Annotated in this window: 18 protein-coding genes; 6 read left to right on the top strand and 12 right to left on the bottom strand. The window is 65.4% G+C overall.

Translation table 11 applies throughout. From position 1 onward, the window contains the following. Nucleotides 1-253 precede the first annotated feature (253 nt). The 5 genes from C7450_RS04855 (at nucleotide 254) to C7450_RS04835 (ending at nucleotide 9,116) form a co-directional block, all read left to right on the top strand. Complete coding sequence (locus tag C7450_RS04855) at nucleotides 254-1,375, top strand: ABC transporter substrate-binding protein (RefSeq protein ID WP_110373295.1); 1,122 nt, start codon at nucleotides 254-256, stop codon at nucleotides 1,373-1,375. A gap of 123 nt (nucleotides 1,376-1,498) precedes the next feature. Then, nucleotides 1,499-3,376: an ABC transporter permease gene (locus tag C7450_RS04850; protein WP_110373294.1), complete on the top strand. Its 1,878-nt coding sequence runs from the start codon at nucleotides 1,499-1,501 to the stop codon at nucleotides 3,374-3,376. Further along, complete coding sequence (locus C7450_RS04845; protein ID WP_110373293.1) at nucleotides 3,376-5,067, top strand: ATP-binding cassette domain-containing protein; 1,692 nt, start codon at nucleotides 3,376-3,378, stop codon at nucleotides 5,065-5,067. Before C7450_RS04850 ends, C7450_RS04845 begins: the two co-directional genes overlap by 1 nt. Nucleotides 5,068-5,256: 189 nt before the next feature. Next, entirely contained in the window at nucleotides 5,257-7,335 is a 2,079-nt protein-coding gene (locus C7450_RS04840) for a hydantoinase/oxoprolinase family protein (RefSeq protein ID WP_210206368.1), read from the top strand. Nucleotides 7,336-7,346: 11 nt separating this feature from the next. After that, complete coding sequence (locus C7450_RS04835) at nucleotides 7,347-9,116, top strand: hydantoinase B/oxoprolinase family protein (protein ID WP_110373292.1); 1,770 nt, start codon at nucleotides 7,347-7,349, stop codon at nucleotides 9,114-9,116. Nucleotides 9,117-9,320: 204 nt separating this feature from the next. On the opposite strand, the gene C7450_RS33865 is transcribed toward C7450_RS04835, so the two are convergent. The 10 genes from C7450_RS33865 to C7450_RS04790 form a co-directional block, all read right to left on the bottom strand. Beyond that, entirely contained in the window at nucleotides 9,321-9,497 is a 177-nt protein-coding gene (locus tag C7450_RS33865) for a hypothetical protein (RefSeq protein ID WP_170147060.1), read from the bottom strand. An 11-nt stretch (nucleotides 9,498-9,508) separates the two neighbouring features. Then, the gene (locus tag C7450_RS04830; protein ID WP_110373291.1) at nucleotides 9,509-10,489 is read right to left on the bottom strand and encodes a DUF4432 family protein; all 981 of its coding nucleotides are present in this window, start codon (nucleotides 10,487-10,489) and stop codon (nucleotides 9,509-9,511) included. Further along, on the bottom strand, nucleotides 10,486-12,033 hold the full coding sequence (locus C7450_RS04825; RefSeq protein WP_110373290.1) for a sulfatase: 1,548 nt from the start codon (nucleotides 12,031-12,033) through the stop codon (nucleotides 10,486-10,488). Before C7450_RS04825 ends, C7450_RS04830 begins: the two co-directional genes overlap by 4 nt. A gap of 40 nt (nucleotides 12,034-12,073) precedes the next feature. Then, nucleotides 12,074-12,907 (bottom strand): carbohydrate ABC transporter permease, encoded by an 834-nt coding sequence (locus tag C7450_RS04820; protein WP_110373289.1) that lies wholly within the window; start codon nucleotides 12,905-12,907, stop codon nucleotides 12,074-12,076. Next, the gene (locus tag C7450_RS04815) at nucleotides 12,904-13,863 is read right to left on the bottom strand and encodes a carbohydrate ABC transporter permease (RefSeq protein WP_110373288.1); all 960 of its coding nucleotides are present in this window, start codon (nucleotides 13,861-13,863) and stop codon (nucleotides 12,904-12,906) included. Before C7450_RS04815 ends, C7450_RS04820 begins: the two co-directional genes overlap by 4 nt. A 12-nt stretch (nucleotides 13,864-13,875) precedes the next feature. Continuing rightward, on the bottom strand, nucleotides 13,876-15,228 hold the full coding sequence (locus tag C7450_RS04810; RefSeq protein WP_170147059.1) for an extracellular solute-binding protein: 1,353 nt from the start codon (nucleotides 15,226-15,228) through the stop codon (nucleotides 13,876-13,878). A gap of 122 nt (nucleotides 15,229-15,350) precedes the next feature. Beyond that, the gene (locus C7450_RS04805; protein WP_146227261.1) at nucleotides 15,351-16,256 is read right to left on the bottom strand and encodes a LysR family transcriptional regulator; all 906 of its coding nucleotides are present in this window, start codon (nucleotides 16,254-16,256) and stop codon (nucleotides 15,351-15,353) included. A gap of 122 nt (nucleotides 16,257-16,378) precedes the next feature. Further along, entirely contained in the window at nucleotides 16,379-17,032 is a 654-nt protein-coding gene (locus C7450_RS04800) for a cupin domain-containing protein (RefSeq protein ID WP_110373285.1), read from the bottom strand. After that, the gene (locus C7450_RS04795) at nucleotides 17,029-17,919 is read right to left on the bottom strand and encodes an alpha/beta hydrolase (protein ID WP_110373284.1); all 891 of its coding nucleotides are present in this window, start codon (nucleotides 17,917-17,919) and stop codon (nucleotides 17,029-17,031) included. Before C7450_RS04795 ends, C7450_RS04800 begins: the two co-directional genes overlap by 4 nt. Continuing rightward, the gene (locus C7450_RS04790; protein ID WP_110373283.1) at nucleotides 17,916-19,682 is read right to left on the bottom strand and encodes a thiamine pyrophosphate-binding protein; all 1,767 of its coding nucleotides are present in this window, start codon (nucleotides 19,680-19,682) and stop codon (nucleotides 17,916-17,918) included. The genes C7450_RS04795 and C7450_RS04790 overlap by 4 nt, the downstream gene beginning before the upstream one ends. Before the next feature lie 263 nt (nucleotides 19,683-19,945). Between C7450_RS04790 and C7450_RS04785 the strand changes: the two genes are divergently transcribed. Beyond that, nucleotides 19,946-20,683 carry a FadR/GntR family transcriptional regulator gene (locus C7450_RS04785; RefSeq protein WP_245449487.1) on the top strand — a complete coding sequence of 246 codons (738 nt, stop codon included), beginning with the start codon at nucleotides 19,946-19,948 and terminating at the stop codon, nucleotides 20,681-20,683. Nucleotides 20,684-20,685: 2 nt separating this feature from the next. Here the strand turns inward: C7450_RS04785 and C7450_RS04780 are convergent, their stop codons facing one another. Further along, nucleotides 20,686-21,564 (bottom strand): ABC transporter permease, encoded by an 879-nt coding sequence (locus C7450_RS04780; RefSeq protein ID WP_245449486.1) that lies wholly within the window; start codon nucleotides 21,562-21,564, stop codon nucleotides 20,686-20,688. Between the two features lie 10 nt (nucleotides 21,565-21,574). Then, nucleotides 21,575-22,519 (bottom strand): ABC transporter permease, encoded by a 945-nt coding sequence (locus C7450_RS04775; RefSeq protein WP_110373281.1) that lies wholly within the window; start codon nucleotides 22,517-22,519, stop codon nucleotides 21,575-21,577. Nucleotides 22,520-22,558 lie beyond the last annotated feature (39 nt).

Raw genomic sequence — 22,558 nt, 5'->3', positions numbered from 1 at the left:
GGTGCGCAAAAGGCGCCGATGCTGACAACGAACCTGGCGGAGGCCTGCATTGCCGCACTGCACAAAGCCTTGCTGCTATACAGTAAGACACTCGGAAATAAGCACATTCATCGCCGCTGGCGGTGGGGATATAAAAGTATTTCGCGCTGGACAAAATTTAAGCTTGTTGCGCGGCGAGTTTAATAGCTAAACTTTTATCACTCGCTCGGCGAGCCAAAGTCTCCTGCAATGAGAGACCAGAGGGGTACATCACATGCGTGGATTAGGAATCGTGCTGGCGGGAACGCTCGCCGCTCTGATCGCGGGGGCACCGGCCCGCGCTGCCGATCCCTTGGTGATCGGCATGTTCGGCCCGATGACCGGAGAGCGCTCGGCGCTGGGCCTGCGTTTTCGTGAAGCCGCTGACATGTTCGTCGGTGAAGTCAATGCCAAGGGCGGTATCGGTGGCCGACTTCTCGAGGTCCGGATAGAAGACAGTCGCGGAGTACCGCGCGAAGCGGCGAATATTGCCCAGAAATTCGCGCAGGATCCGGCGGTACTCGCAGTGATCGGCGGGCAAACCAGCACCGAATCGATGGCGGCCGGTCCGATCCTCGCGGAAGCGCATATCGCCCAGGTCGCGCCGACAGCCGGCCACCCGGACTATGTCAAGATCAGTCCATATCAGTTCCGCACAACACCGACACATGCGTCCATGGTGCAGCCCCATGTCGATCTCCTGACAAAGGCGATGGGCATGAAGAAGATCGCCATCGTCTATTTCAAGGACGATTGGGGCATGGTGACGAATACCATGGTCTCCAAGGCCCTCAAGGATGCGGGTGCCGAGGTTGTGCTGTCGGAGGCGATGATTCCGGAAACGCGGGACTTCCGGCCGCTCATCACCAAGATCCTGTCCGCGAAGCCCGACGGCATCTTCCTCGTCAGCCACTATGCGGAATCCGCTTTGTTCATGCAGCAGTTGCGCCAGGCCGATCCCAAGATGAAGGTGGCCGGAACCGACACGCTGAATGATCCGAAATTCATCGAACTCGCCGGTGGTGCGGCTGAAGGCGTCGTGATGCCGACGCCGTTTCTGGCGGAAGCGCCTGAAGCGGCAGCTTTCAGCAAGGCTTACGAGGCCAAGTTCGGCAAGGCGCCGAACTACTACTCGGCCTTTACTTACGATGCGATGCTGATCGTCGCGAAGGCCATCGAGGCCCTGAATGCCAAGGGCACGCCGATCACGCGCGAGGCCATCCGCGATCAGATCGCTTCGGCGCCGCCGCTCCAGGGCGTCAGTGGTACGCTCAAATATGAGGGATCCGGCGATCTCGGCCCGCGCCAGATCAACTACATCGTCGTCAAGGGCAATACATACGCGCCCTATAAGTAGTGTATCCTGCGCGGGCGGGTCGTTCGCCGATCTGCCCGCGATACCGATCCTGATTTATTTGCGCCTTGTCCGCGTTTGTCGCGGCGGGTCTTCCGATCCTCCCATCCCGGAGCGACGCGGCACATGATCGAGTTCTTCAGCCAGATCCTGAACGGCCTAGTCATCGGCAACGTCTATGCGCTCGTTGCGATCGGCTTTTCGCTGATCTTCGGCGTGACCAATCTCATCAATTTCGCGCAGGGGTCGCTGCTGATGTTCGGCGCGTTCCTGGCCTATACCGGCGTCAATCTCGGACTGCCGCTTGGTGTGGCCGTCATCGCATCGATCCTTGGGACAACGCTTCTCGGCATGGCGATCGAGCGCATCGCGCTGCGCCCGCTCGAGAACGCGCCCTGGATCGCCCCGCTCCTGTCGACGCTGGCGCTGACATTCATGCTCGACCAGGCGGCCGAAATCATCTGGACGCCGGAAGCGCATCGCTTTCCAAGCCCCTTCTCCAATTACAGCTGGGTCGTCGGCGCGGCCTATATCACCGGCGTCGATATCGCCATTCTGATCCTGTCGCTCATCATCATGGTCGGCCTGTGGTGGTTCCTGACCCATACCTGGTCGGGCCGGGCGCTCAGGGCGATGTCCCAGGATCTCGACGCGGCGCGGCAGATGGGCGTTCCGACCGATCGGCTGCGGCAGCTCGCCTTCGGCCTCGGCGCCGCGCTCGCCGCCATCGCCGGCGTCATGGTCGCCATGTATTATCAGAACCTCTATCCGCAGATGGGCGTACCCTTCGGCCTCAAGGGCTTTACAGCGGCATTGCTCGGCGGGCTCGCGAGCATTCCCGGCGCCGTCGTGGGAGGTCTGCTGCTCGGCGTGCTCGAAGCGCTGGCCGTCGGCTATGTCGGGGAAGGCTTTCGCGACATGGTCGCCTTCGGCCTGCTGCTCCTCATTCTCACGGTGCGGCCGCAGGGCCTGCTCGGCGACAAGCGCCTCGATGCGCTCGGGGGCTCGCGGGGCGCCTCTGGCGTCATGCCGTCCACCAGCATCATGATCGGGCAGGGTGGTCAGCCGCTGATGACCGGCCGGCCCCTGACCATACCCTACGGCTGGCTCGCGGCGGGCGTGGCGGTCCTGGCGCTGCTGCCGCTCGTCGGTCTGTCCGACTATATCGTGCAGGTCGGGCTGGTGATCGTCATTTTCGCGCTGCTCAGCGTCGGCCTGACGATGCTGTCGGGTGCCGCCGGCATCATGTTCCTCGGTTTCGCCGGCTTTTTCGGGGTCGGCGCCTATGTCGCCGCGCTGGCCGCCAAGATGTGGGGCGTGCCGGCCGAGTTCGCTTTTGTCCTTGCGGCCGTTTCCACCGCCATCCTCGCGGCCCTGGTCGGCCTCTTGTGCTCCTCGCTCACGGGCCATGTGGTCGGCCTCGCGACGCTCGCCATGGGCGTGCTGATCTGGCTCGTGCTGCTCAACTGGACGGACGTGACCGGTGGGCCGAACGGCATCTTCGGCATTCCACGCCCCCGCCTTCTGGTGGCGCCGGGGGTGTCGATGAGCAGCCTCGCGGCGCAATACTGGCAGGCCCTGGCGTTGCTGGTGCTCGCCATCTTCGCGGCGGGACGGTTCCTCGCCTCGCCGGTCGGTCGGAGCTGGCGCGCAATCCGTGAGGATCGTGTCGCGGCCCATGCCGCCGGCCTGCCGGTGCGACGCTATCTCGTCACGTCCTTTGCGCTGGCGGGCGCTTGCGCCGGCCTTGCCGGCGGCGCCTTCGCCTTCCTGCATCGCTTCATCAGTCCCGACAGCTTCCGGCTCGACAGCTCCTTCCTGATGGTGGCCATCATCGTCCTGGGAGGGCTCGGCAATCTCACCGGTGCCCTGATAGGCGCCGTGCTTCTTCTGGTGCTGCCGGAAGTGCTGCGCGACTTCGCCGACTACAGGATGATCCTGTTCGGCGCGATCCTCTACCTCACGCTGCGGTTCCGTCCGCAGGGCATTGCGGGAGTTCGCTGATGACGGTCGCCGTGCTCCATCGCCCCGTGTCCGCGCCGGCCCAGGCCGCCGACGGGCTCGCCATTGAGAATGTCAGCGTGAGCTTCGGCGGCCTCAAGGCCATCGACGACGTCACCATCCACGTGCGCCCCGGCGAATTCATCGGCATCGTCGGCCCCAACGGGGCCGGCAAGTCGACCCTGGTGCAGACCATCACGGGCTTCGTGCGGCCGACGGCCGGGCGGATAACCTTCAAGGGCAACCGGCTCGACGGGCGCTCGCCCGAGGCGATTTCCGCGCTCGGCGTCGCGCGCACCTTCCAGACGAGCCGGGTGTTTCCCGCGCTGACGATCGCCGACAGCGTGATGGTCGGCACCCAGCGCACGCTGATCGGTGGTGGTGCGAGACCGAAGCGCTTCGGCGCCTTCGCGGAGCCGATCGCCGCCCTGTTCGGGCTGCCGGCCTATCGCCGTGCCGAGGACGAGGCACGCCAGCGCGCCGATGAGGTGATGGCGCTGTTCGGCGATCGTCTCTTGTCGCGCAAGGACAAGCCGGCGCACAGCCTCTCCTATGCCAACCGCCGGCGCCTCGATATCGCCCGGGCGCTCGCCGCCGCGCCGGATGTTCTCCTCCTGGACGAGCCGACGGCGGGCATGAACCCGACCGAGAGCCATGAGCTGGCCGATCTCCTGATCGACCTGCGCAAGACCTTTCCCGCCATGGCGATCATCATGATCGAGCACAAGCTCGACATCGTGCGCCGGCTGGCGGAACGCACGATCGTCATGGCACATGGCCGGGCGATCATCGACGACACGCCAGATGCGGCTTTCGCCCATCCGGAGGTGACTGCGGCCTATCTCGGCAAGGCGACCGGCAGTGTGCCCGCATCCGCTGCGGCAGCCAGCGGCGGCCATCTCCAGCATGGCCCGGAACAGGACCTGCCCGGCGACCCGTCGACGCCCGCCGTGGCGCTCAAGAACGTCGATATCTTCTACGGGCCCGTTCAGGCCTTGTTCGACGTATCCCTCCATGTCAACCGCGGCGAGGCGGTCGCGGTGCTCGGCGGCAACGCCTCCGGCAAATCGACGACCATCAAGACCGTGCTGCGGCTCGTGCAGCCGCGCAAGGGCGAGGTCGATTTCTTCGGCAAGCCGCTGGAAGCGCGCACGACGGCCGAAGTGATCGACCAGGGCGTTGCCTCCATTCCGGAAGGGCGGCGCATGTTCGCGGAACTGACGGTGCGCGACAACCTGCTCATGGGCGCCTTCTCGCGCCGCAAGGGTGACGCGAAAAAGCTCGACGCGGATCTGGAGCGGGTCATCGCCGAGTTCCCCTGGCTCGGTGCGCGTCTCAGCCAGCTCGCCGGCACCCTGTCCGGCGGCGAGCAGCAGATGGTGGCGATGGCACGCGCCTGGCTCAGGCGGCCGAAGATCCTGTGCATCGACGAGCCGTCCATGGGCCTGTCGCCCCTGATGGTCGACCGCGTCTACGAGATCCTGGCGCGCTGGAAGGCGCAGGGGCTGACCATCATCATGGTCGAGCAAAGCGCCAACCACGCGCTGGAACTGGTCGACCGCGCCTATGTCCTGCGCAACGGCGTCGTCGTGCTGGAGGGGGAGGCGGCTAAACTCCGCAACGATCCCGCCATCCAGGAGGCCTATCTCGGCCTCGGGCGCGACAAGGCGGAGAGGGCCCAGGCCGTCGTTTAGTGGCGGCTCTATCAGCACAGACCAGCCTAACGACGGCCGTCGCGCGGCGTTGCCGTGCGATGCCAATTGTTACGCCTAACGATTTGGAACTTTTGACAAAAATTTACACCGCGCGTCGGCGGAGGGCTTGATCTGGTCACGGCGACGTTGTTAAGTAGCTAAACAAATCGTCCCAGAGAGGGGTGTGAGATGGGTCTGCGTATCGGCATCGATATCGGCGGTACTTTCACGGACTTTGCCGTGCTGGATCCGGAGACGGGCAGCTTCGCCATCGGCAAGGTATTGTCCACGCCGGCGGATCCCGCCGAAGCGGTGTTCGAAGGGTTGCGCGGCCTGATGGCGGCGAGCGCCCGCGACATGACGGCGGTTTCCGAGGTGGTCCACGCGACGACGATCGCCACCAACACGGTGATCCAGCGCAAGGGTCCGCCGACGGCCCTGATCACCACGCGCGGCTTCCGCGACGTCATCCTGATCGGCCGGCAGAAGCGCTGGGAGCTCTATGACAATGCCGCCGGTCGGCCGGCGCCGCTGGTGCCGCGCCACCACGTCTTCGAGGTGCCGGAGCGCATGCTCTGGGACGGCTCCGTCGAGACCGCGCTCGACGAGGCGGCGGTGCGGGACGTGGCGCAGCAGCTGCGGGCCAACGGCATCGTCGCCGTCGCGGTCTGCTTCCTGCACAGTTACGCCAACCCCGACCATGAACAGCGTGTTCAGGCCATCCTGCAGGAGGAGGTGCCCGAGATCATGGTCTCGATCTCCTCCGACGTCTCGCCGCTCTATCGCGAGTTCGAGCGCACCAGCACGACGGTCATGAACGCCTATGTGATGCCCGGCGTCGCCAATTACGTGGAGCGTCTCGACGAGGAGCTGAAGCGCATGGGCGTGGACGGGCCCATGCTGATCATGCAGTCGAACGGCGGCGTTGCCACCGCCGACGTGGTCAAGCGCTTCCCGATCCGCATCATCGAGAGCGGGCCGGCGGCGGGCGTGCTCACGGCGGCGCGCTTCGCGCCGGCCGCCGGCACGAACAATCTCATCTCCTTCGACATGGGCGGCACCACCGCCAAGCTCTGCCTGGTCGAAGGCGGCAAGCCGCTTCTGACGAGCCAGTTCGAGGTGGACATGACCCATCTCAAGAAGGGCAGCGGCCTTCCCGTCAGCATCCCCGCGGTCGATCTCATCGAGATCGGCTCGGGCGGCGGCTCGATTGCCAAGGTTGAGCTCGGCGGTATCTCGATCGGGCCGGAAAGCGCGGGCTCGGTGCCAGGGCCGGTCTGCTACGGTCGCGGCGGCAAGCGGCCGACGGTGACGGATGCGGACCTGACGCTCGGCTATCTCAACCCCGGCTATTTCCTCGGCGGCGAGATGAGCCTGGATGCGGCGGGCGCCAAGGAGGCCATCGACCGCGAGATCGCCCAGCCGCTCGGGCTCGACACCATGCAGGCCGCATGGGGCATCCACGAGATCGTCACCCAGCAGATGGCTGAGGCCGCCCGCGCGGTCACCATCAGTTGCGGCAAGGACCCGCGCAGCTTTGCGCTCGTGCCGTTCGGTGGCGCGGGCCCGGTCCATGGCGCGCGGCTCGCCCGCATGCTCGGCTGCCCGAAGGTCGTCTTCCCGCGGGCTGCCGGTGTGGAGTCCGCCGTCGGCCTCCTGATGGCGGAGACCTCGCTCGATCTCGCCCGCACGCAGGTCATGACGCTCGACGAGGCCGCGATCCCAACGCTCAACGCGTTGTTCGCGGACCTCGAGATGCGCGCCCGTGAGCAGATGGAACGCTCCGGCATCGTTCCCGAGCGGCAGCGCTTCACGGCAAGCTGCGACATGCGCTTCGCCGGCCAGGGTTATGAGATCGCGGTCGACCTGCCGCCCTATCCCTATACGGTGGCGGATCTTTCCGCGCTCCGCGAGGCCTTCTTCGAGGCCTATGCGCGTTCCTACGGCGCGCGCAGCTTCGAGACCGGCTGGGACGTCGTCGGCGTGCATTGGCGCCTGCGGGCGACCGCCATCGGGTCGGTGCTGACGATGGAGGATCTCGAGCGCCTCGATGGCGACGTGTCGCGGGCAATCAAGGACGTGCGGCAGGTCTGGTTTCCTGAAACGGAAGGCTTCACGCCCTGCACGGTCTATGACCGCTACCGCCTCAGTGCCGGCGACGTCGTGTCGGGACCGGCCATCGTCGAGGAACGCGAATCCACCATCGTCCTGCCGCCCGACAGCACCACGCGTGTCGATCCGCACGGCAATCTTGTCACCGAACTGTGAGGGCGCAGGCCATGAGCTCTATCGAACCCTTGGACACGACCATCGACCCCGTGACCTTCTCGGTGGTCTGGGGCGGTCTTCTCTCGACCGCCGCGGAGATGGGCAGCACGCTCCTGCGCACGGCCTATTCCATGACGGTGCGCGAAGGATCCGATTTCTCCACCGGCGTCTTCGATGCGGAAGGCAACATGGTGGCGCAGGGCGATTACAGCCCCGGCCATCTCGGCTCCATGGCCTTCACCGTGCGCCAGATGCTGGATTATTATCCCGTCGGCAGCCTCGGGCCGGGCGATGCTGTGATCTGCAACGACCCGACCATCGGCTCCGGCCATCTCCCCGACTTCTTCATGGTGACCCCGGTCTATCTCGGTGAGCGGCTTGTCGGCTACGCCGTCAACATCGCCCACCATATCGATGTCGGCGGCAGCGCGCCGGGCAGCGAGGAGGTCGTCGGCGTCCGCGAGACCTGCCAGGAGGGCATCCGCTTCCTTCCAACACTGCTTTTCAAGAACGGCGAGCCGAACCGCGAGATCCTGCGGATCATCGAAGCCAATGTGCGCGTCAAGGACGTGATCGGCGACCTCCATGCCCAGTTCGCCGCCAATATGGTGGGCGCCAACCGCATCCGCGCCCTGGCCGAGCAGTACGGCCCCGAGCAGTTTGCGACCTGCATGCGCCAGATCCTGGTCCAGAGCCAGGAAGCCATGCTGGCCGCCATCGACGAGTTGCCCAAGGGCACCTACCACTTCTCGGATAAGCTCGACGACGTCGGCCCGGGCACCGAACCCGTGCATATGCAGATGGCTTTGACCATCGCCGAGGACCGGATCATCTGCGACTTCGAGGGCACAGGCCCGCAGCGCGAAGCCGGCATGAACGCCTATATGCAATATACGCGATCCTATTGCATCGCCGCCGTCAAATCGGTGACCCTGCCGCGCGCGCCGCAGAACTTCGGCATCATCCGCTGCATCGAGATCCGGGCCCCGCAGGGCAGCTTCGTCAATCCGAAGCCGGGCGCTGCCAGCGGCGCGCGGGCCGTCACCGCCAACCGCATCTACGAGGTGGTGATGGGCGCGCTCGCCCAGGTCGTGCCCGACCGGGTCATTTCCGCAAGCTCGGGCTTCTGCAATCCGAAGGTGAGCGGGTCCGTCAGCCCCTTCACCGGCAAGCCCTTCCTGGCCTGGATGTCGGCCGTCGGCGGCGTCGGCGCGCACCGGCATCGTGACGGGCAGGAGGCCACGACCTCGCCGACCAACGGCACGAACACGCCCGTCGAGGTTCAGGAGATGAATGCGCCGGTCTTCATCGAGCGCATGGAACTCATTCCCGATTCAGCCGGGGCAGGGCGTTTCCGCGGCGGCATGGCGCTGCGCAAGGATCTGCGCCTGGTGGCTGATATTGGGCTCGTCACCAATCTCGGCGACCGCTACGAGAACCAGCCCTATGGCCTGGAGGGCGGATTGTCGGGCACCTGCGCGGCCACCGTCCTCAACCCGGACACACCTGGGGAGCGCTATCTCCATTCCAAGGGCACCTATGCCTTGAAGAAGGGGGACGTGCTCAGCATGCGGACAGCCGGCGCCGGTGGCTTCGGCGACCCGAAGCTGCGCGATCCCGCGCGCGTGCTCAGCGATGTGCGCGCCGGTCTCGTATCGATCGAGGCGGCACGCGACATCTATGCCGTGGCCATCCGCACCGCGCCGCTGGCGATCGACGAAGCCGCCACAGCGATGCTGCGGTCCGCCACCGCGCGCGGCGTGCTGGAACAGGCGAGCTAGAGCATTTTCGCGTTTCTCCGAATCGCGAAAATGCTCCAGGTCTTTGTTTTAGCGCATTTTCTTCACGCGAACCGGTGTCCACTTCGCTCGAAAATGCTCTAGCCGTCTGTCCGATACGCTGAGCGGCGCATCTCTGGGACGGCAATGGAGAGGGGAACGGCGCTGATGACCGGCGCCGCTCCTATCGCGTGGGAAGGAACGCTGCTACTGGACGCCCTGCGGACGGCCCTTCGCCAAGGCCTTCGGGCCGGGCCCGCGCATGTAGTGCCGCTCCGGCCGGTAGCCGTCTCGCTTGTCCCGTATCGTCTGTACCAATTTGGTCAGCCTCGCGAAACGTCCGCCTATCCGCGCGTCCTGCGCCGCTTTTGCCCAGATCCTCATGGCCTTGATCTCTATGACTCGATAACTTGAACTGATTCAGATAGTTCACACAAAGACACTTGTATTTCGTAAATGCGGCACTCGCCGGGCGCCAGCACGCGTTCCCGGCCACTTTTTCCGCCCTCCAGCCGCGCACTCGTGCAGGGCTCGATACTGAGCACGCAAACGCCGGGCCGGAGATCGTGCCAGAGCTGCAGATAGGGCAGGGTGGCGCGTTCCCAGGTGAAGTCGATGCCGACGCCGGCCTGTCCAAGCGACGGCGCGACGACACGGCAGCCTGCGACGGCATCGTCTGGGATCGCCGTGGTGGCACTATCGCGGGACGCTGCCGCGTCCGGCACCGCGAGCGGCCCCAGCAAGGTCTCGCCATTCCGCTCGACGCGGGTTCCATCGGCGAGCGCGGGAAAGCCGAGGTTGAAGTGATAAAGGCTTGCCTGCGGGCTCGGGTCGGTGCCGATATTCTCGACGCGATCGGTGAGCGTGAGACGGCTTCCGCCGATGGCGGCCTCGATACGCCTTTTAAGCCGGAAGGCCTCCCCGTCATGGCGCGCCTGCACGACCTCGCCCTCGCAGAACAGGACAGGCTCGTCACGGTCCCAGTCCTCGCCATAGGCGGTCACCCGCGCGGGTGTGAAGGGCAGCCGCCCATGCAGCGGATGGCCGTCGGCGGGCCGCCGGATATGCTCGAGCCCGCAGGTGACGAGGAAGCCGGAGAAGCTCCTGTTGAAGCCGAAGCCCTGATCGCTCTCGGAATTGTGCAGGCTCGCGCTGCTGAAACCGGCAGGCGCCTGCCAGGCGAGCGGCAGGCCGCGCCACCATAGCGGGCCGATGTCGAGCGAGCGGTCCGACAGCACCCAGAAATCGAGCCCGCCGCCGGTCGAGAAGGCGAGCGCCCTGACGCCGCGTTCCGGGCCGTCGTCCAGCGTGATCCGGCGCACGGCCGCGAACTGGCGCAGGTCGCCGGATCGCATCCTGATCGGGGCAGCTTTCATGGCCCTGTCGTCGCCTCCTCCGTCTCCTGCAATGCGGGCGCGGTCAGCCCGAGACGCGCGAAGGCCTCGGGCGGGGCCTCGTTGTCCGCCATCAGGCGGCTCATCAACGATGCCAGCCGCGCCTCCGTATCGGGCGCCTCCAGCGGCCGTTCCTGCCCGGGATCGCTGACGAGATCATAGAGCCGCGTTCCGTCCTCGATGAGCGCGCCGGGACCGTAGACGTTGTACATCGGCGAGCGATCGGTGACCGGGACCTTCAGCAGCTTGGCGCCCTTGGTGAAGGGAAAGCCGTCGGACAAGCTCGCCTGCGACAGTTCTTCCGTCGAAAACGGCGAGAATATATGGGTCGGCATCAGCGTATACTGGTAGATGTCCTGGTTGTTGAGATCCGCCGGGAAGCGATGATACGTATAGCGCCCGTCGGCGATATTCACGGCGCCGCCGAAATAGCCGAACAAGGCCGCTTCGCGCAGCGTCTCCCCGCGTGCGGCGGCGAGCAGCGAGCGCCCTTCCATCTCCGGCGCCGATGCCACCCCGAAGAGATCGAGAAAAGTGGGCGCAAGGTCGACCGATTGGGTCAGCGCGGCGCAGCGCTCGCCATGTCGCGGCGTGCGGGGATCGTGCAGGAAGAGCGGGATATGGGCGATCTCCTCGTAGAGATTCATGCGGTTCTTCGCCCAGAAATCATGTTCGCCGAGGAGAAAGCCATGATCCGTCGTGACGACGAGGGCCGTGTCCTTCCATAGGTCATGCTTGTCGAAGTAATCGAGCAATTCGCCCAGAAGAAAATCGCACATCGAGACGATGGCGTAATAATTCGCGCGCAGTTCCTCGCATTCCTCGGGCAGTTCGTCGACGCGGCCGTAGCGCGGCCAATCACGGATCGGCCCGGTCCAGCCGGTGTCGAACGGCTTCTTGAAGCGCTCCGGCGCGGTAAAGGGTTCGTGCGGATCGAAGGTCTCAATCTGTAGCAGCCAGTTGTCGGCATCCCGGTTGCGATCAAGAAACTCGAAGCCTTGCGCGAAGCATTGAACGGAGGGAAAGTCCTTCTCCTCCTTGATGAACTCGCGGTTGATGATGTTCTGCGAGAAATATTCGCGCCGCTCGCTCGTGAACTGGCGCGCGTGATACATCTCGCGCAGGCGCTCCCAATGCGGCTGCACCATCGCCTTCCACGGGTCACCTTCCTGCCCGCGCACGAATTCATAGGTGTCGTAGCGGTTGTGATAGGTGGCGCCGCCATCCTCCCAATAGTGGAAGTGGTCGGTGATCAGATGGCTGTAGACCCCAGCCTTGTGCAGAAGCTCGGGAAAGGCATTGTCGAAGGGCTCGAGCGGACCCCAGCTCCTGTGGAGAAAGGTCAGCCGGCCGGTCAGCATGTCGCGCCGGGCCGGCATGCAGGGCAGGCTGCCGACATAGTGGGTGTCGTAGGTGAGGCTGCGGGCTGCGAGCCGATCGAAATTGGGCGTCGGCACGCGGGTCCCGCCATAGGCCCCCAGCATATGGCGATTGAGGGAATCGAAGAGGACGAAGACAGCTTTCATGGTCAATCTCGTTGGACCGGCGCGCGCGGGCGAGCCGAGGCTATTTCACGGCGCCTTGGGTCAGGCCTTTCACGATATAGCGCTGGCCGATGAGCAGCAGGATGAGGGCCGGCAGGATCGATAGCGCTGCACTCGCCGCCATCTGCGTGTAGAGAATCTCGAAATCCTGGGCGAATTTGGCGATGGCCACCGGCACGGTTGCCGTCTGCTTCATCGTCAGGTTGAGCGCCACCGCGAATTCGTTCCAGCTGAAGACGAAGGTGAGGACGCCGGTGGCGGCGAGCCCCGGCGCGATGATCGGCAATACGATCCGCCACAGGAGAAGCGGCGTGGAGGCGCCGTCGATGGCCGCGGCTTCCTCCAGTTCCCGTGGCACCTCCCGCACGAACACGCCCATCAGCCAGAGCGCCATGGGGAGGTTCAGCACGGTGTGCGCCAGGATCAGCGCGGTGAAGGTGTTGTCGAGCCCGACCGCGCGCGCCATCGTGAACCAGGCACCGGCGAGCGCGATCGGCGGGATCATGTGGAACAGGAGTGCCCAGGCGAGGAAAATATGAACCACCCATCCCGGCCAGCGCATGCGGTGCAACGACCAGGCCGCCAGCGTGGCGACGACGAGGCAGAGCGCCGTGCTCGTGAGGCCGACGATCAGCGAATTCCGGTAGTTCACCAGAAAGTCGGAGGTCTTCGAAAAGAGGACTTCGATAAAGCTCGTCAGCACCGGCGTGAAGAAGAACGCCCCGGTGAGCAGGGAAATCTGGGTGCGGAACCCGGCAGCGACGACCCACAGGACAGGCACGATCACCACGATGGCGGCTGCGATCAGGATCACATGACTGCCGAGTTGGCGGGGGGCGGCGGTGTCCGTTCTCATGCGGAGGCCTCCGAGCGCCGCCGGGTCGTCAGTGCGAGGACGAGCAGGAGCGAGACGATGAAGATCACGGCGACCGACATGGCAGCGCCATAGCCCACGCGATCCTCGGTGAAGAAGCGCTGGTAGAGCGTGAAGCTCACGACCTCGGTCGCTGTGCCCGGTCCGCCGCTCGTCAGCAGATAGACCTCGTCGAAGACCTTGAAGGCGAGCACGAGGCGGAAGGCGAAGGTCACGAGAATGGCGGGCCACATCATCGGCAGCGTGATGTAGACAAGCTCCTGCCAGGCTTTCGCGCCGTCGACGCGGGCGGCCTCGTAGACATCCTGCGGGAGGGATTCGATGCCCGCGAGAAACAAGAGAAAGCAGAAAGGCGTCCAATGCCAGATGTCGACGACGATGACGGAGGCCAGCGCCGTCTCGTTCGCGCCGAGCCAGTCGCGCGGATCAAGGCCGATCAGGCCGATCGCCTGGTTGATGAGGCCGAAATCGTAGTTCAGCATCAGCTTCCAGATGGCGCCGACGACGATGCCGGGAATGAGGATCGGCAGGATGAAAATGGTGCGGTAGACGACACGGCCGTGGGCGACGCGGCTGCAGAGCAGGGCGAGCGCAAAGCCGATCACCATTTGCCCGCCCACCGCGCCTATGGCGAAGATGAGCGTGTTGCGGAGCCCGGCCCGGAACAGCTCGTCGCCCGGCAGGGCCAGATAATGCGCGAGACCGACCGGCGACCAGACGGCCTGGCCCTGCGCCCAGGTCACATCATAGAAACTCGTGACCAGCAGGTTCGCCAAGGGCAGGACGCTCAGCGCCAGCATCAACGCCAGCGCCGGGCCGAAGGTCACCCAGCGCCAGGTCCGGTCATCGCCATGGCGGTCGTGACCAGACTTGGCCGACCTTGTGGCATGTCGCGGTGCGACATCCGGCGCGGGGATCGCGAGACTGCGTGAGGCCATCGATCACGGGCCTCAGCGCAGCGGCGGCAACTTGCCGGTGTTGTAGTTGTACTTCGCCATGACCGTCTCAATCTGATCCGCCATGGTGTTCAGCGCATCGACCGACGTGATCTCGCCGGCGACCGCGCGGTTGAGGCCGAGCTCGAGGATCGCGATGACCTCGCTGGCCTCCGGGAACTGGTAGATGTTCACCGCATGCGGCAGGGATTCCGCCAGGGGCTTCATCCAGCGGAACTGCCGTTCCTGGGAAATGGGATCCCGGTAAGCCGCGGCATTGATCGGGATGGCACCGAACTTGGCCGCCGCCACCTGCGCGTCCTTGGTCTGGAACCAGCGCAGGAATTCGACCGCCGCGCGCTTGCGATCATCAGGCACGTTGCGGGCGATGCCGCCGAGCCAATGCCCGAGACCGGGCGCCGTCGGCACGCCCTGCACATGCGGCGTCGGGGCGAATTCGACCTTGTCGACGACCGCCGATTTGGCGGGATCGTCCATCTGCGACCATGCCGCGATCACGATCATGGTATGGGCGGCCTTGCCGGTCACCATGTTCTGGATGACCTCGGCCTGGTCGAGCGAGGCGGTCTTCGGATGGCCCGCCTCGCGCGCCAGGCGAAGATAGTAATCGAGCGCTGCGCGGCCTTTCTCGTCGTTGAGCATGACGGAATAGTCGCCGGCCGACTGATCCTTGAAGATCGAGCCGCCGAAGCCATAGAGATACGGATAGAAATCATAGGCGACCGTATGCGGGCCCCGCGCGCCACGCTGCACGATGCCATACATCCGCGGGGGATTGTTGAAGCGGCGCGCATTCGCCTCGAGCTCGGCGAAGGTTTCGGGCGCCTTCAGGCCGGCTTCCTTGTAGAGATCGCCCCGATAGTAAAGAAGGGGAATGAGCGGCGAGATCGGCATCGACATCAGCTTGCCGTTCTTCGTCATCGTCTTCTTCACCGGATCGAAATAGATCGTCTCGCCGAGGGAATAGACGTCCGGATCAAGCTTGAAGCCGGGATCGATGTCGGAGATCGCTTCGACGAAACCGCCGAAATACATCTCGGCGAACCAGCCCGAATTCATGATCAGCAGGTCGTACTGGCCCTTCGCCGCACGAACCGAATTGCGCTGCTTCTCGAGCGAACCGGCGAAGGGATTGACGTCGAGCTCGACCTTGTTGCCGGTTTCCTTCTCGTAGAGTTCGACGGTCTTGCGGAAACTGTCGAACCAGGGCGACTGGTTGATGACGATGGTGAACGGGGAAACCGACGCGGCCCTTGCGCTGCCCGGCGCCAGCGTCGACAGCGCGATCCCGGCCCCCGCGCCAGCCAGCATGTCGCGGCGGCTCAAGAAGGTCCTGTTGTTGTCCATGAACATCCTCCCAAGGCGGGCCGGCGCCATCGCGGCCACTTATTTTGGATGGAGAGCGTCGCATATCCGCGCTATGCGCACAAACAACTTCGAATGCCGGAGCCATAGCCAAAAGGAATGGGTCAGTTCTCGGGTTCGGTCGCGCAGATCGCCTTGAGCGCGTCCGCGACATGCTGCGCCGCCGGCGAGAGCCAGCCGCCGCGCCGGATGACGATGCCCGCCTCGCGTCGCACGGTGAGATCGGGCACATCCAGCATCACGAGATCCTTGCCTTCGCGGGTCGACAGGGATTTCGACACGGTGAAGGTCAGGGCGTCGGAATGGAGGAGAACATTGATGAGGAAGGCGAGCGAGCCGGTCTCGAGCGAGCTTGTCGGCGGCGGCAGATCATGCGCGACGAAGAGCGCGTCGAAGCGGCGATGGGCGCGCGTCATGCGCGGCGGCATCACCCAGGGGAAAGGTAGCAGATCGCGCATGGGAATACGGCGGCGGCGCGCGAGGGGATGCCCCGCGCGGCAGACGACCCCGAGATTATCGGCGGTGAGCGGGATGACTTCGACGTCGCGCCTATCCTCGGGCGAGGGAAGTTCCGCGACCACGAAGTCCAGTTCACCGTCACGCAAGGCGCGGAACAAGGCCTCGTCGAACCCGCCCTCGACGCGCAGCTGGATGCCGGGATGCTGCTTGAGCACCTCCGCGACGGCCTGGGGGAGGTTGCGCCGCAACCAGGCGGGGCCCGCACCGATGGCGACGACACCGAAAGTGCCGCTGCGAAGAGAGGCGATCTCTCGGCTGGCGTCCTTGACCTGCACATGCACCGCCTCGGCATGACGCAGAAGGCGCAGTCCGACATCCGTCAGAGCGACGCCGCGCGGCAGCCGCTCGAGCAGCTTGACCCCGAGCTCATCCTCCAGAAGCCTGATGCTCTTGGTCAGCGTCGGCTGGGTGATATTGAGCTCCGCGGCCGCCAGCGAGATGTTGCCGCGCTGGGCGACACGCAGGAAATACTCGAGTTGCCGCAGGTCCATGGCCGTCTCCGATTGCTCGGAAAATTTGTAGAGCAATCGGTGGCTTGCAGAAATATGCGAGCGAAGGTCTGTCTCTGGCGTAATGAGAAGACGGGTTCCGTCACAGATTCAGGCAGGTGAGATCAGGAACGCGGGATGAGACATTCACCGAACAGACGGTTCGTCACGGCGCGCGGCTTTCCGGCATCCGCCGGCGTCGTCGGCATGAAGGAGCTCTTGCCACCTTCGAGCTCCGCCGGCAGCACCATCACGCGCACGAAGGCGCTGTTGCCGTCGCTGATATTGGTGCCGATGACCGGATCATGGCCGGTCTCGAACCAGGCCTGGCCCGCCGCGATGCGAGCGAAGTGATCGCCGACCTCGGCGAGGAGCCGCCCGTAAACGAGCCGGCGGATCCCCGGCCCGCGATGGCCATGGCGCGGCGTTGCGGCGCCCGAGGGCGACTCGATCCGGTCCGCGCGCATCAGCCACGGGCCATCGAAGGCGACCGCGAGGGGATGCGAGAGGATGATGCTGCGATGCCATTTGAACGCGGCGCCGGTGGGGTCCACTTCATAGACCCAGATCCGGCCGTTGCCGCTGAGCTGCGCCGGTCCGGTCAGGAACAGGCCGTCGTCGGCGGCGCAGGTCCGCGCTCCGCTCGCGTCCTCCACCCTGAGAGCCCCCGTTTCCACATAGGCGAAACGATAGGGGCCGGCGGCAAGATCGACGGGGGTTGCACCGAGATCATACTCGTAGAGCGTGATGCGCGGCAGATCAGCGTGGCTGTCGGTCATTGTGCGGGCCTCCTGCCGGCGAGCGTCTGCCCCAGCACGGCCCGCATGACCGGGCTCTCGGGATCGAGATACTGGCCGATGATATCGAAGTGGTTGTAGCCGGGGACCACGTGGGTCTCCGGATCGCGGCCATGCCTGTGGAGATGATGGGCATAGCGGAACGACTGGTCGATCCAGTGCCAGGGTTCGATGCCGCCCGCGATGATGGACACCGGGCAGTCGATCACCGGTGCGCGCCGCTCGACATCGTGCCGCGCCGCAATCGCAGCGTCGAGATTGAGCTCGGCATTCACGCTCGTGCCGATCGCCGGGGCGGGATCGTAGATGCCGCTGATCAGCACCGCACCCCTGACGAAGGCCGGGTCGATGCCACGCGCCCGCCAGTCTGTGGCGATGACTTCCGCGCCGAGATGCGCGCCCGCCGAATGCCCCGAGAGGGTGACGGCATCGGGATCACCGCCGAAATCCGCAACCGAGCGGTGGGTCCATTCCACCGCCGCGAGCGCGGAGTCGACGACCCCGTCAAGGGTGGAAGCCGGGCAGAGCTCGTAGTTGACGATGACGGTTGTCACGCCGCGCGGCACCAGCACGCCGGCGATGAAGGCGAAGTTCTCCTTGTCCTGCGCCCGCCAGTAGCCGCCGTGAAAAAAGACGTGGACGGGCGCGGCGCCGGTGACACCCGCGGCGGGATAGACATCGAGCTTGCGCAGGGGATGGTCGCCGTAGGCGATGTCGCGATGCGCTACGAGCTCTTCCCGCGCCTTCCGGTTCGGTTCGGCGCGCGCGGCCTGATAGTCCTTGAAATGCGGAAAGGCCTTCTGCGGGTTGTATTGAAACTCGTGCTCGTCGGCGGACAAGGACGACCACAGGCGCGGCGCGTCGGTCATCGGCGGTTCCCCTGGTTGCTTGCTGGATGGGTTATGGCGTTGTGCTGTGCAGCTTGCCTGTCGAGGGCCGCGGCGCGCAGTGCGGAGAGGCTCGAGCGTATGGAGAGCGCCTCCTGCGGCACGATGAGCTCGATCAGGCCACCGGTCGGGCTTTGAAGGATCGTATCGAGGGCCTGTGCGAAATCCTCGGTTCGCTCCACCCGGAGGCCGGCGAGCCCATAGGAGCGCGCGAGCATCGCGAAATCCGGATTGTGCAGGTCCGTGCCGAAGACACGGGCTGGGTATTCGCGCTCCTGATGCATGCGGATCGTCCCGTACATGCCGTTGTTGATGACGAGATAGATGATGGGCGCGCCATATTGGACGGCCGTCGCCATCTCCTGGCCGTTCATCAGGAAGCAGCCGTCGCCATTGACCGAGAGAACGGTGCGGTCGGGGCAGGTGAGCTTGGCGGCAACCGCAGCCGGAACGCCGTAACCCATCGCGCCGGAGGTCGGCGCGAGCTGGGAGCGGAAGGCCGAAAAGCGCCAGTATTTGTGCACCCAGCCGGTATAGTTGCCCGCGCCATTGGTCACGATGGTGTCGTCGGGCAGGACTTTCTGCAGGTGCTGGAACACCGCCGGGAGATCGACCGCGCCCGCATTCGGCAAAGGCACATAGCTCGCATCATGCTCGGCCTTCAGGCTCTGCACCCAGTCCTGCCGCATGGGCGCGCCGGCCCCTGCGTCGAGCGCCGCGAGGGCTGCCGCGAAGGGGGCAAGCCCGGCGTTGATCGGCAGGTCGGCCTGGTAGACGCGGCCGAGTTCCTCGGGGTCGGCGTGGATATGCACGAGCGTCTGGCGCGTGCGCGGCGCGGTCAGCAGGCGATAGCCCGCCGTGGTCATCTCGCCGAGCCGTGTCCCGAAGGCGACGACGAGATCAGCCTCCGCCAGCCGCTTCACGAGCTGCGGTTCGGCGCCGATGGTGAAATGGCCGACATAGAGCGGATGCGTGTTGGGCACATAGTCCTGACAGCGGAGGGAGGCGGCAATAGGCACCTGGGCCCGATCGGCGAAGGCAAGCAGGTCGTCGCGCGCTTTCGCCGTCCACCCCCCGCCGCCGAGGATCATCAGCGGGCGCTTTGCCTCCGCGACGAGCGCGGCGAAAGCCTCCATCTGGTCCGGCCGCGGCGCGGCCGGAACGGGGTCCGCGCGCCGGCCCGCGTCGACGGGTACGGCGACCCGTTCGCTCAGCATGTCCTCGGGAAGGACGAGGACGACCGGGCCCGGGCGGCCGGCCATGGCGGTCTGGAAAGCGCGATGGACGTATTCCGGGAGGCGTCGCGGATCGTCGATCTCGGCGGCCCATTTGGCGAGCGGACGGAACATCGCGACGAGATCGACCTCCTGGAAGCCCTCGCGGTCCTTGAAGCCCCGTGCCACCTGACCGATGAACAGGACCATCGGCGTCGAATCCTGGAAGGCCGTATGCACGCCGATCGAGGCATTGGTTGCGCCCGGTCCCCGCGTGACAAAGCACACGCCAGGCCGGCCGGTGAGCTTGCCATAGGCATCGGCCATATTGGCCGCGCCGCCTTCCTGGCGGCAGACAACCAATCGCACGTCGTCGGCGACGTCATGCAGGGCGTCCAGCACCGCGAGATAGCTTTCACCGGGCACGCAGAACACCTGATCAACGTCCTGCCGGCGCAGACAATCCACCAGGATCTCGGCGCCGGACCGGCGTGTTGCCGCACCGTCCGTCGCGGCGACTTCAGCCGTCATGAGCGTCTCCTTGCATGCGATCCCCCAGGGACTAGCCAATGGGGTCGCTTGATGGACCAATTAGGAACCATTTATTCTCCAATTCCGACCCAATTGACAACCCCTCCCTTACCAAGTTGGCGACCAAGACTTGCGCAGGGCAGGCATTTGACGGCATGGTACACACTGCCCAATTCCGTCTCGGCCGAGTTTCAATGGCCCAAATTCCCACTTGCCCAAATTCATACTTGCCCAAATTCCGGTTGCCGTTCTCAGACAGAGGAATGAAGAGCTTGCTCGATACCGCCGTTTCCAGCCAGGACCAGATGTCGCCCCCGACAGTTGGCGTCCGCGCCCGATCCGAGGTCGAGTCGCGCGCGCTCTACGCGCGCATCAAGTCCTCGATCACCGAGGGGCGTTTTCCGCCGGGGGCGCAGTTGCCGACCGAGCGGGCGCTTTCGACGGAGTATCGGGTGGCCCGCAACACGGTGCGCAAAACGATGGCGCAACTGATGGATGAAGGCCTGATCATCCGCGAGGTTGGCCGCGGCACCTTCGTGACCGACACGAAGCCCGCCGGCGTGGCGCCTGCCGAGCCGGAGTTCTCCCTGCCGGAACTGTTCGAGGCACGCCTCCTGTTCGAGCCTGCGCTTGTCGACCTCGTGGTCGAGCGTGCCACCGAGGCGGATTTCGCGGCCTTCGACGCGGCGCTCGCCGACATGAAGGCAGCCGACACCTGGATCGCCTATAAGGAAGCGAAATACGCCCTGCATCTGGCGATCGCGCGGGCCTCGCTCAATCGCTTCATCGCGCGCGTGCTCGAGATGATCATCGCTTCGCGGAGGGCGGCCGGCTGGGGTCGCCCGGGCGGTCATCCCGGTCCGCTGGCCCTCGTCCGCGAGACCGCCTGCCGCGACAACGCCGCCATCGTCGCCGCGTTGCGCGCAAGGGATGCCGCCCGCGCCCGGGAACTGATGCGCGACTATCTCGTGCGCACCCTCTATTCCGTGTCCGGCGCCTGACATCAGCGGCGATCGGAGCTGCGCTGCAGGGCGCGTCCCGTCAGCATCAGCGCGAAGGCCGTGATCAGCACGGCAATGCCTGGGAAGAGCGAGATCCACGGGGCCAGCAGGATCGTGTCCTTGCCCTGCTGGAGGATCGCACCCCAATCGGGCGTGGGCGGCTGTACGCCCAGACCGAGGAAGCCGAGCGCGGCCTGAATCTGCAGGACCAGCGGGAACAGAACCATGTACTGCACCAGCACGAGCGGCAGCACGTTGCGCAGCACATGCCGGTAGAGCACCGTGATTTCATTGAGCCCGACGCAGCGTGCCGCTTCCACATAGGTCTTGCCGGCCTCCCCCAGCGCGCCTGACCGCGCGATGCGGAAGAACATCGGGATATGGATGATGCTGAGCGCGAGGATCAGGTTGGATGTGGCCGGGCCGAGCACGCCGGTGATGATGACGCCGAGAATGATCGGCGGGAAGCTCAGCACGACGTCGACGATACGCCCGAGGATCTGGTCAACCCAGCCGCCGAAAAATCCGGATAGCGCGCCGACCAGCCCGCCGATCAGGGCGGCGATCAGAAGCGAGCCGGCGCAGATCAGCAGCGTGACACGCGCCCCGTAGATGACGCGGGCGAAGACGTCGCGACCTGTATCGTCGGTGCCGAACAGATGCGCGTCTGACGGTGGCTGCAAAGCGTCATCGATGCTGATGGTATAGGGCGACTGGGCGGTGAAGAGCCCAGGCGCGACCACGATGACGAGGAGCAGCGCCATCACGGCGAGGCCGCAGAGGAGGCCGGGCTCGCGCTTGAGGCGGCGGGCGAATTTCACGAGGCCGCTCGTTTCGCGCGGAGCCATCGCAGGGGTGAGGGGCGAGGAGATAGGGGACATGTCGCTCACCTCAGGACAACCGCACGCGCGGATCGATGACGCTGTAGAGGAGATCGATGATCAGGTTGACCGCCATCGCCGTCACCACCACCACCAGCAATGCGCCCTGCAGCATGGGATAATCGCGGGTCTCGATCGCGCTGATCAGCAGGCGGCCAAGGCCGGGAATCGAGAACAGCGTCTCCACGATCACCACGCCGCCGAGGATCTGCACGAGAACAAGACCCATGAAGGTGATCAGCGGGATGAGGATATTCTTGAGGATATGCGTGAAGAACAGGATACGGATGGTGACACCCTTGGCGCGGGCGGTGCGCACGTAGTCCTGATTGAGTGAGGTCACCACGTTCTGCCGCACGAACTGGCTATAGGCGGCCGCCTGCAGCAGCCCGAGCGACAGGATCGGCAGCATCAGGATGGACAGGTTGTCCCACAGCGATTCGGCGGGTGACGCATAGATCAGCGGCGGCGACCAGCCGGCGAATGAGGAGACTGCGACGAGCAGCATCAGCCCCGTCCAGAAGACCGGCGCGGCCAGGCCGAGGAGATTGAAGATCTGGATGAGGTTGTCCGGCCAGCGCCCTTCATAGATGCCGGAAACGATGCCGAGCGGCACGCCGACAATGGTCGCGAGAGCAAGCGTCAGAAGGCCGATTTCCAGCGTCACGAGGAAGGCATCGAACACGGCCGGCCCCACCGGCCGCCCCCCCGTCCAGCTCGTGCCGAGATCGCCGGAAAACACGGCGCTGATCCAGCGGCCATATTGGATCCAGACAGGCTGGTCGAGGCCCAGGAAGCCTCGCAGCGAGGCCGCGGCCTGCGGGTCGCTCACCTGGCCGAGCATCTGCGCGACCACATCGCCCGGGACGGCCCGGACGATGAGAAAAACAGCGATCGAGGCGACGAAGGCCGTAACGGCCGACGCCGCCAGCCGCCGGGCGAGATAACCACCCATGGAAAGGATCTCCGCGGCGGGAACGCGGTACCGTCAGCC

The organism is Chelatococcus asaccharovorans (genome assembly GCF_003201475.1).
In the GTDB taxonomy this organism is placed as follows: domain Bacteria; phylum Pseudomonadota; class Alphaproteobacteria; order Rhizobiales; family Beijerinckiaceae; genus Chelatococcus; species Chelatococcus asaccharovorans.
Note: the sequence above shows the minus strand (reverse complement) of the source record. Positions and strands in the feature narration are given on the sequence as shown.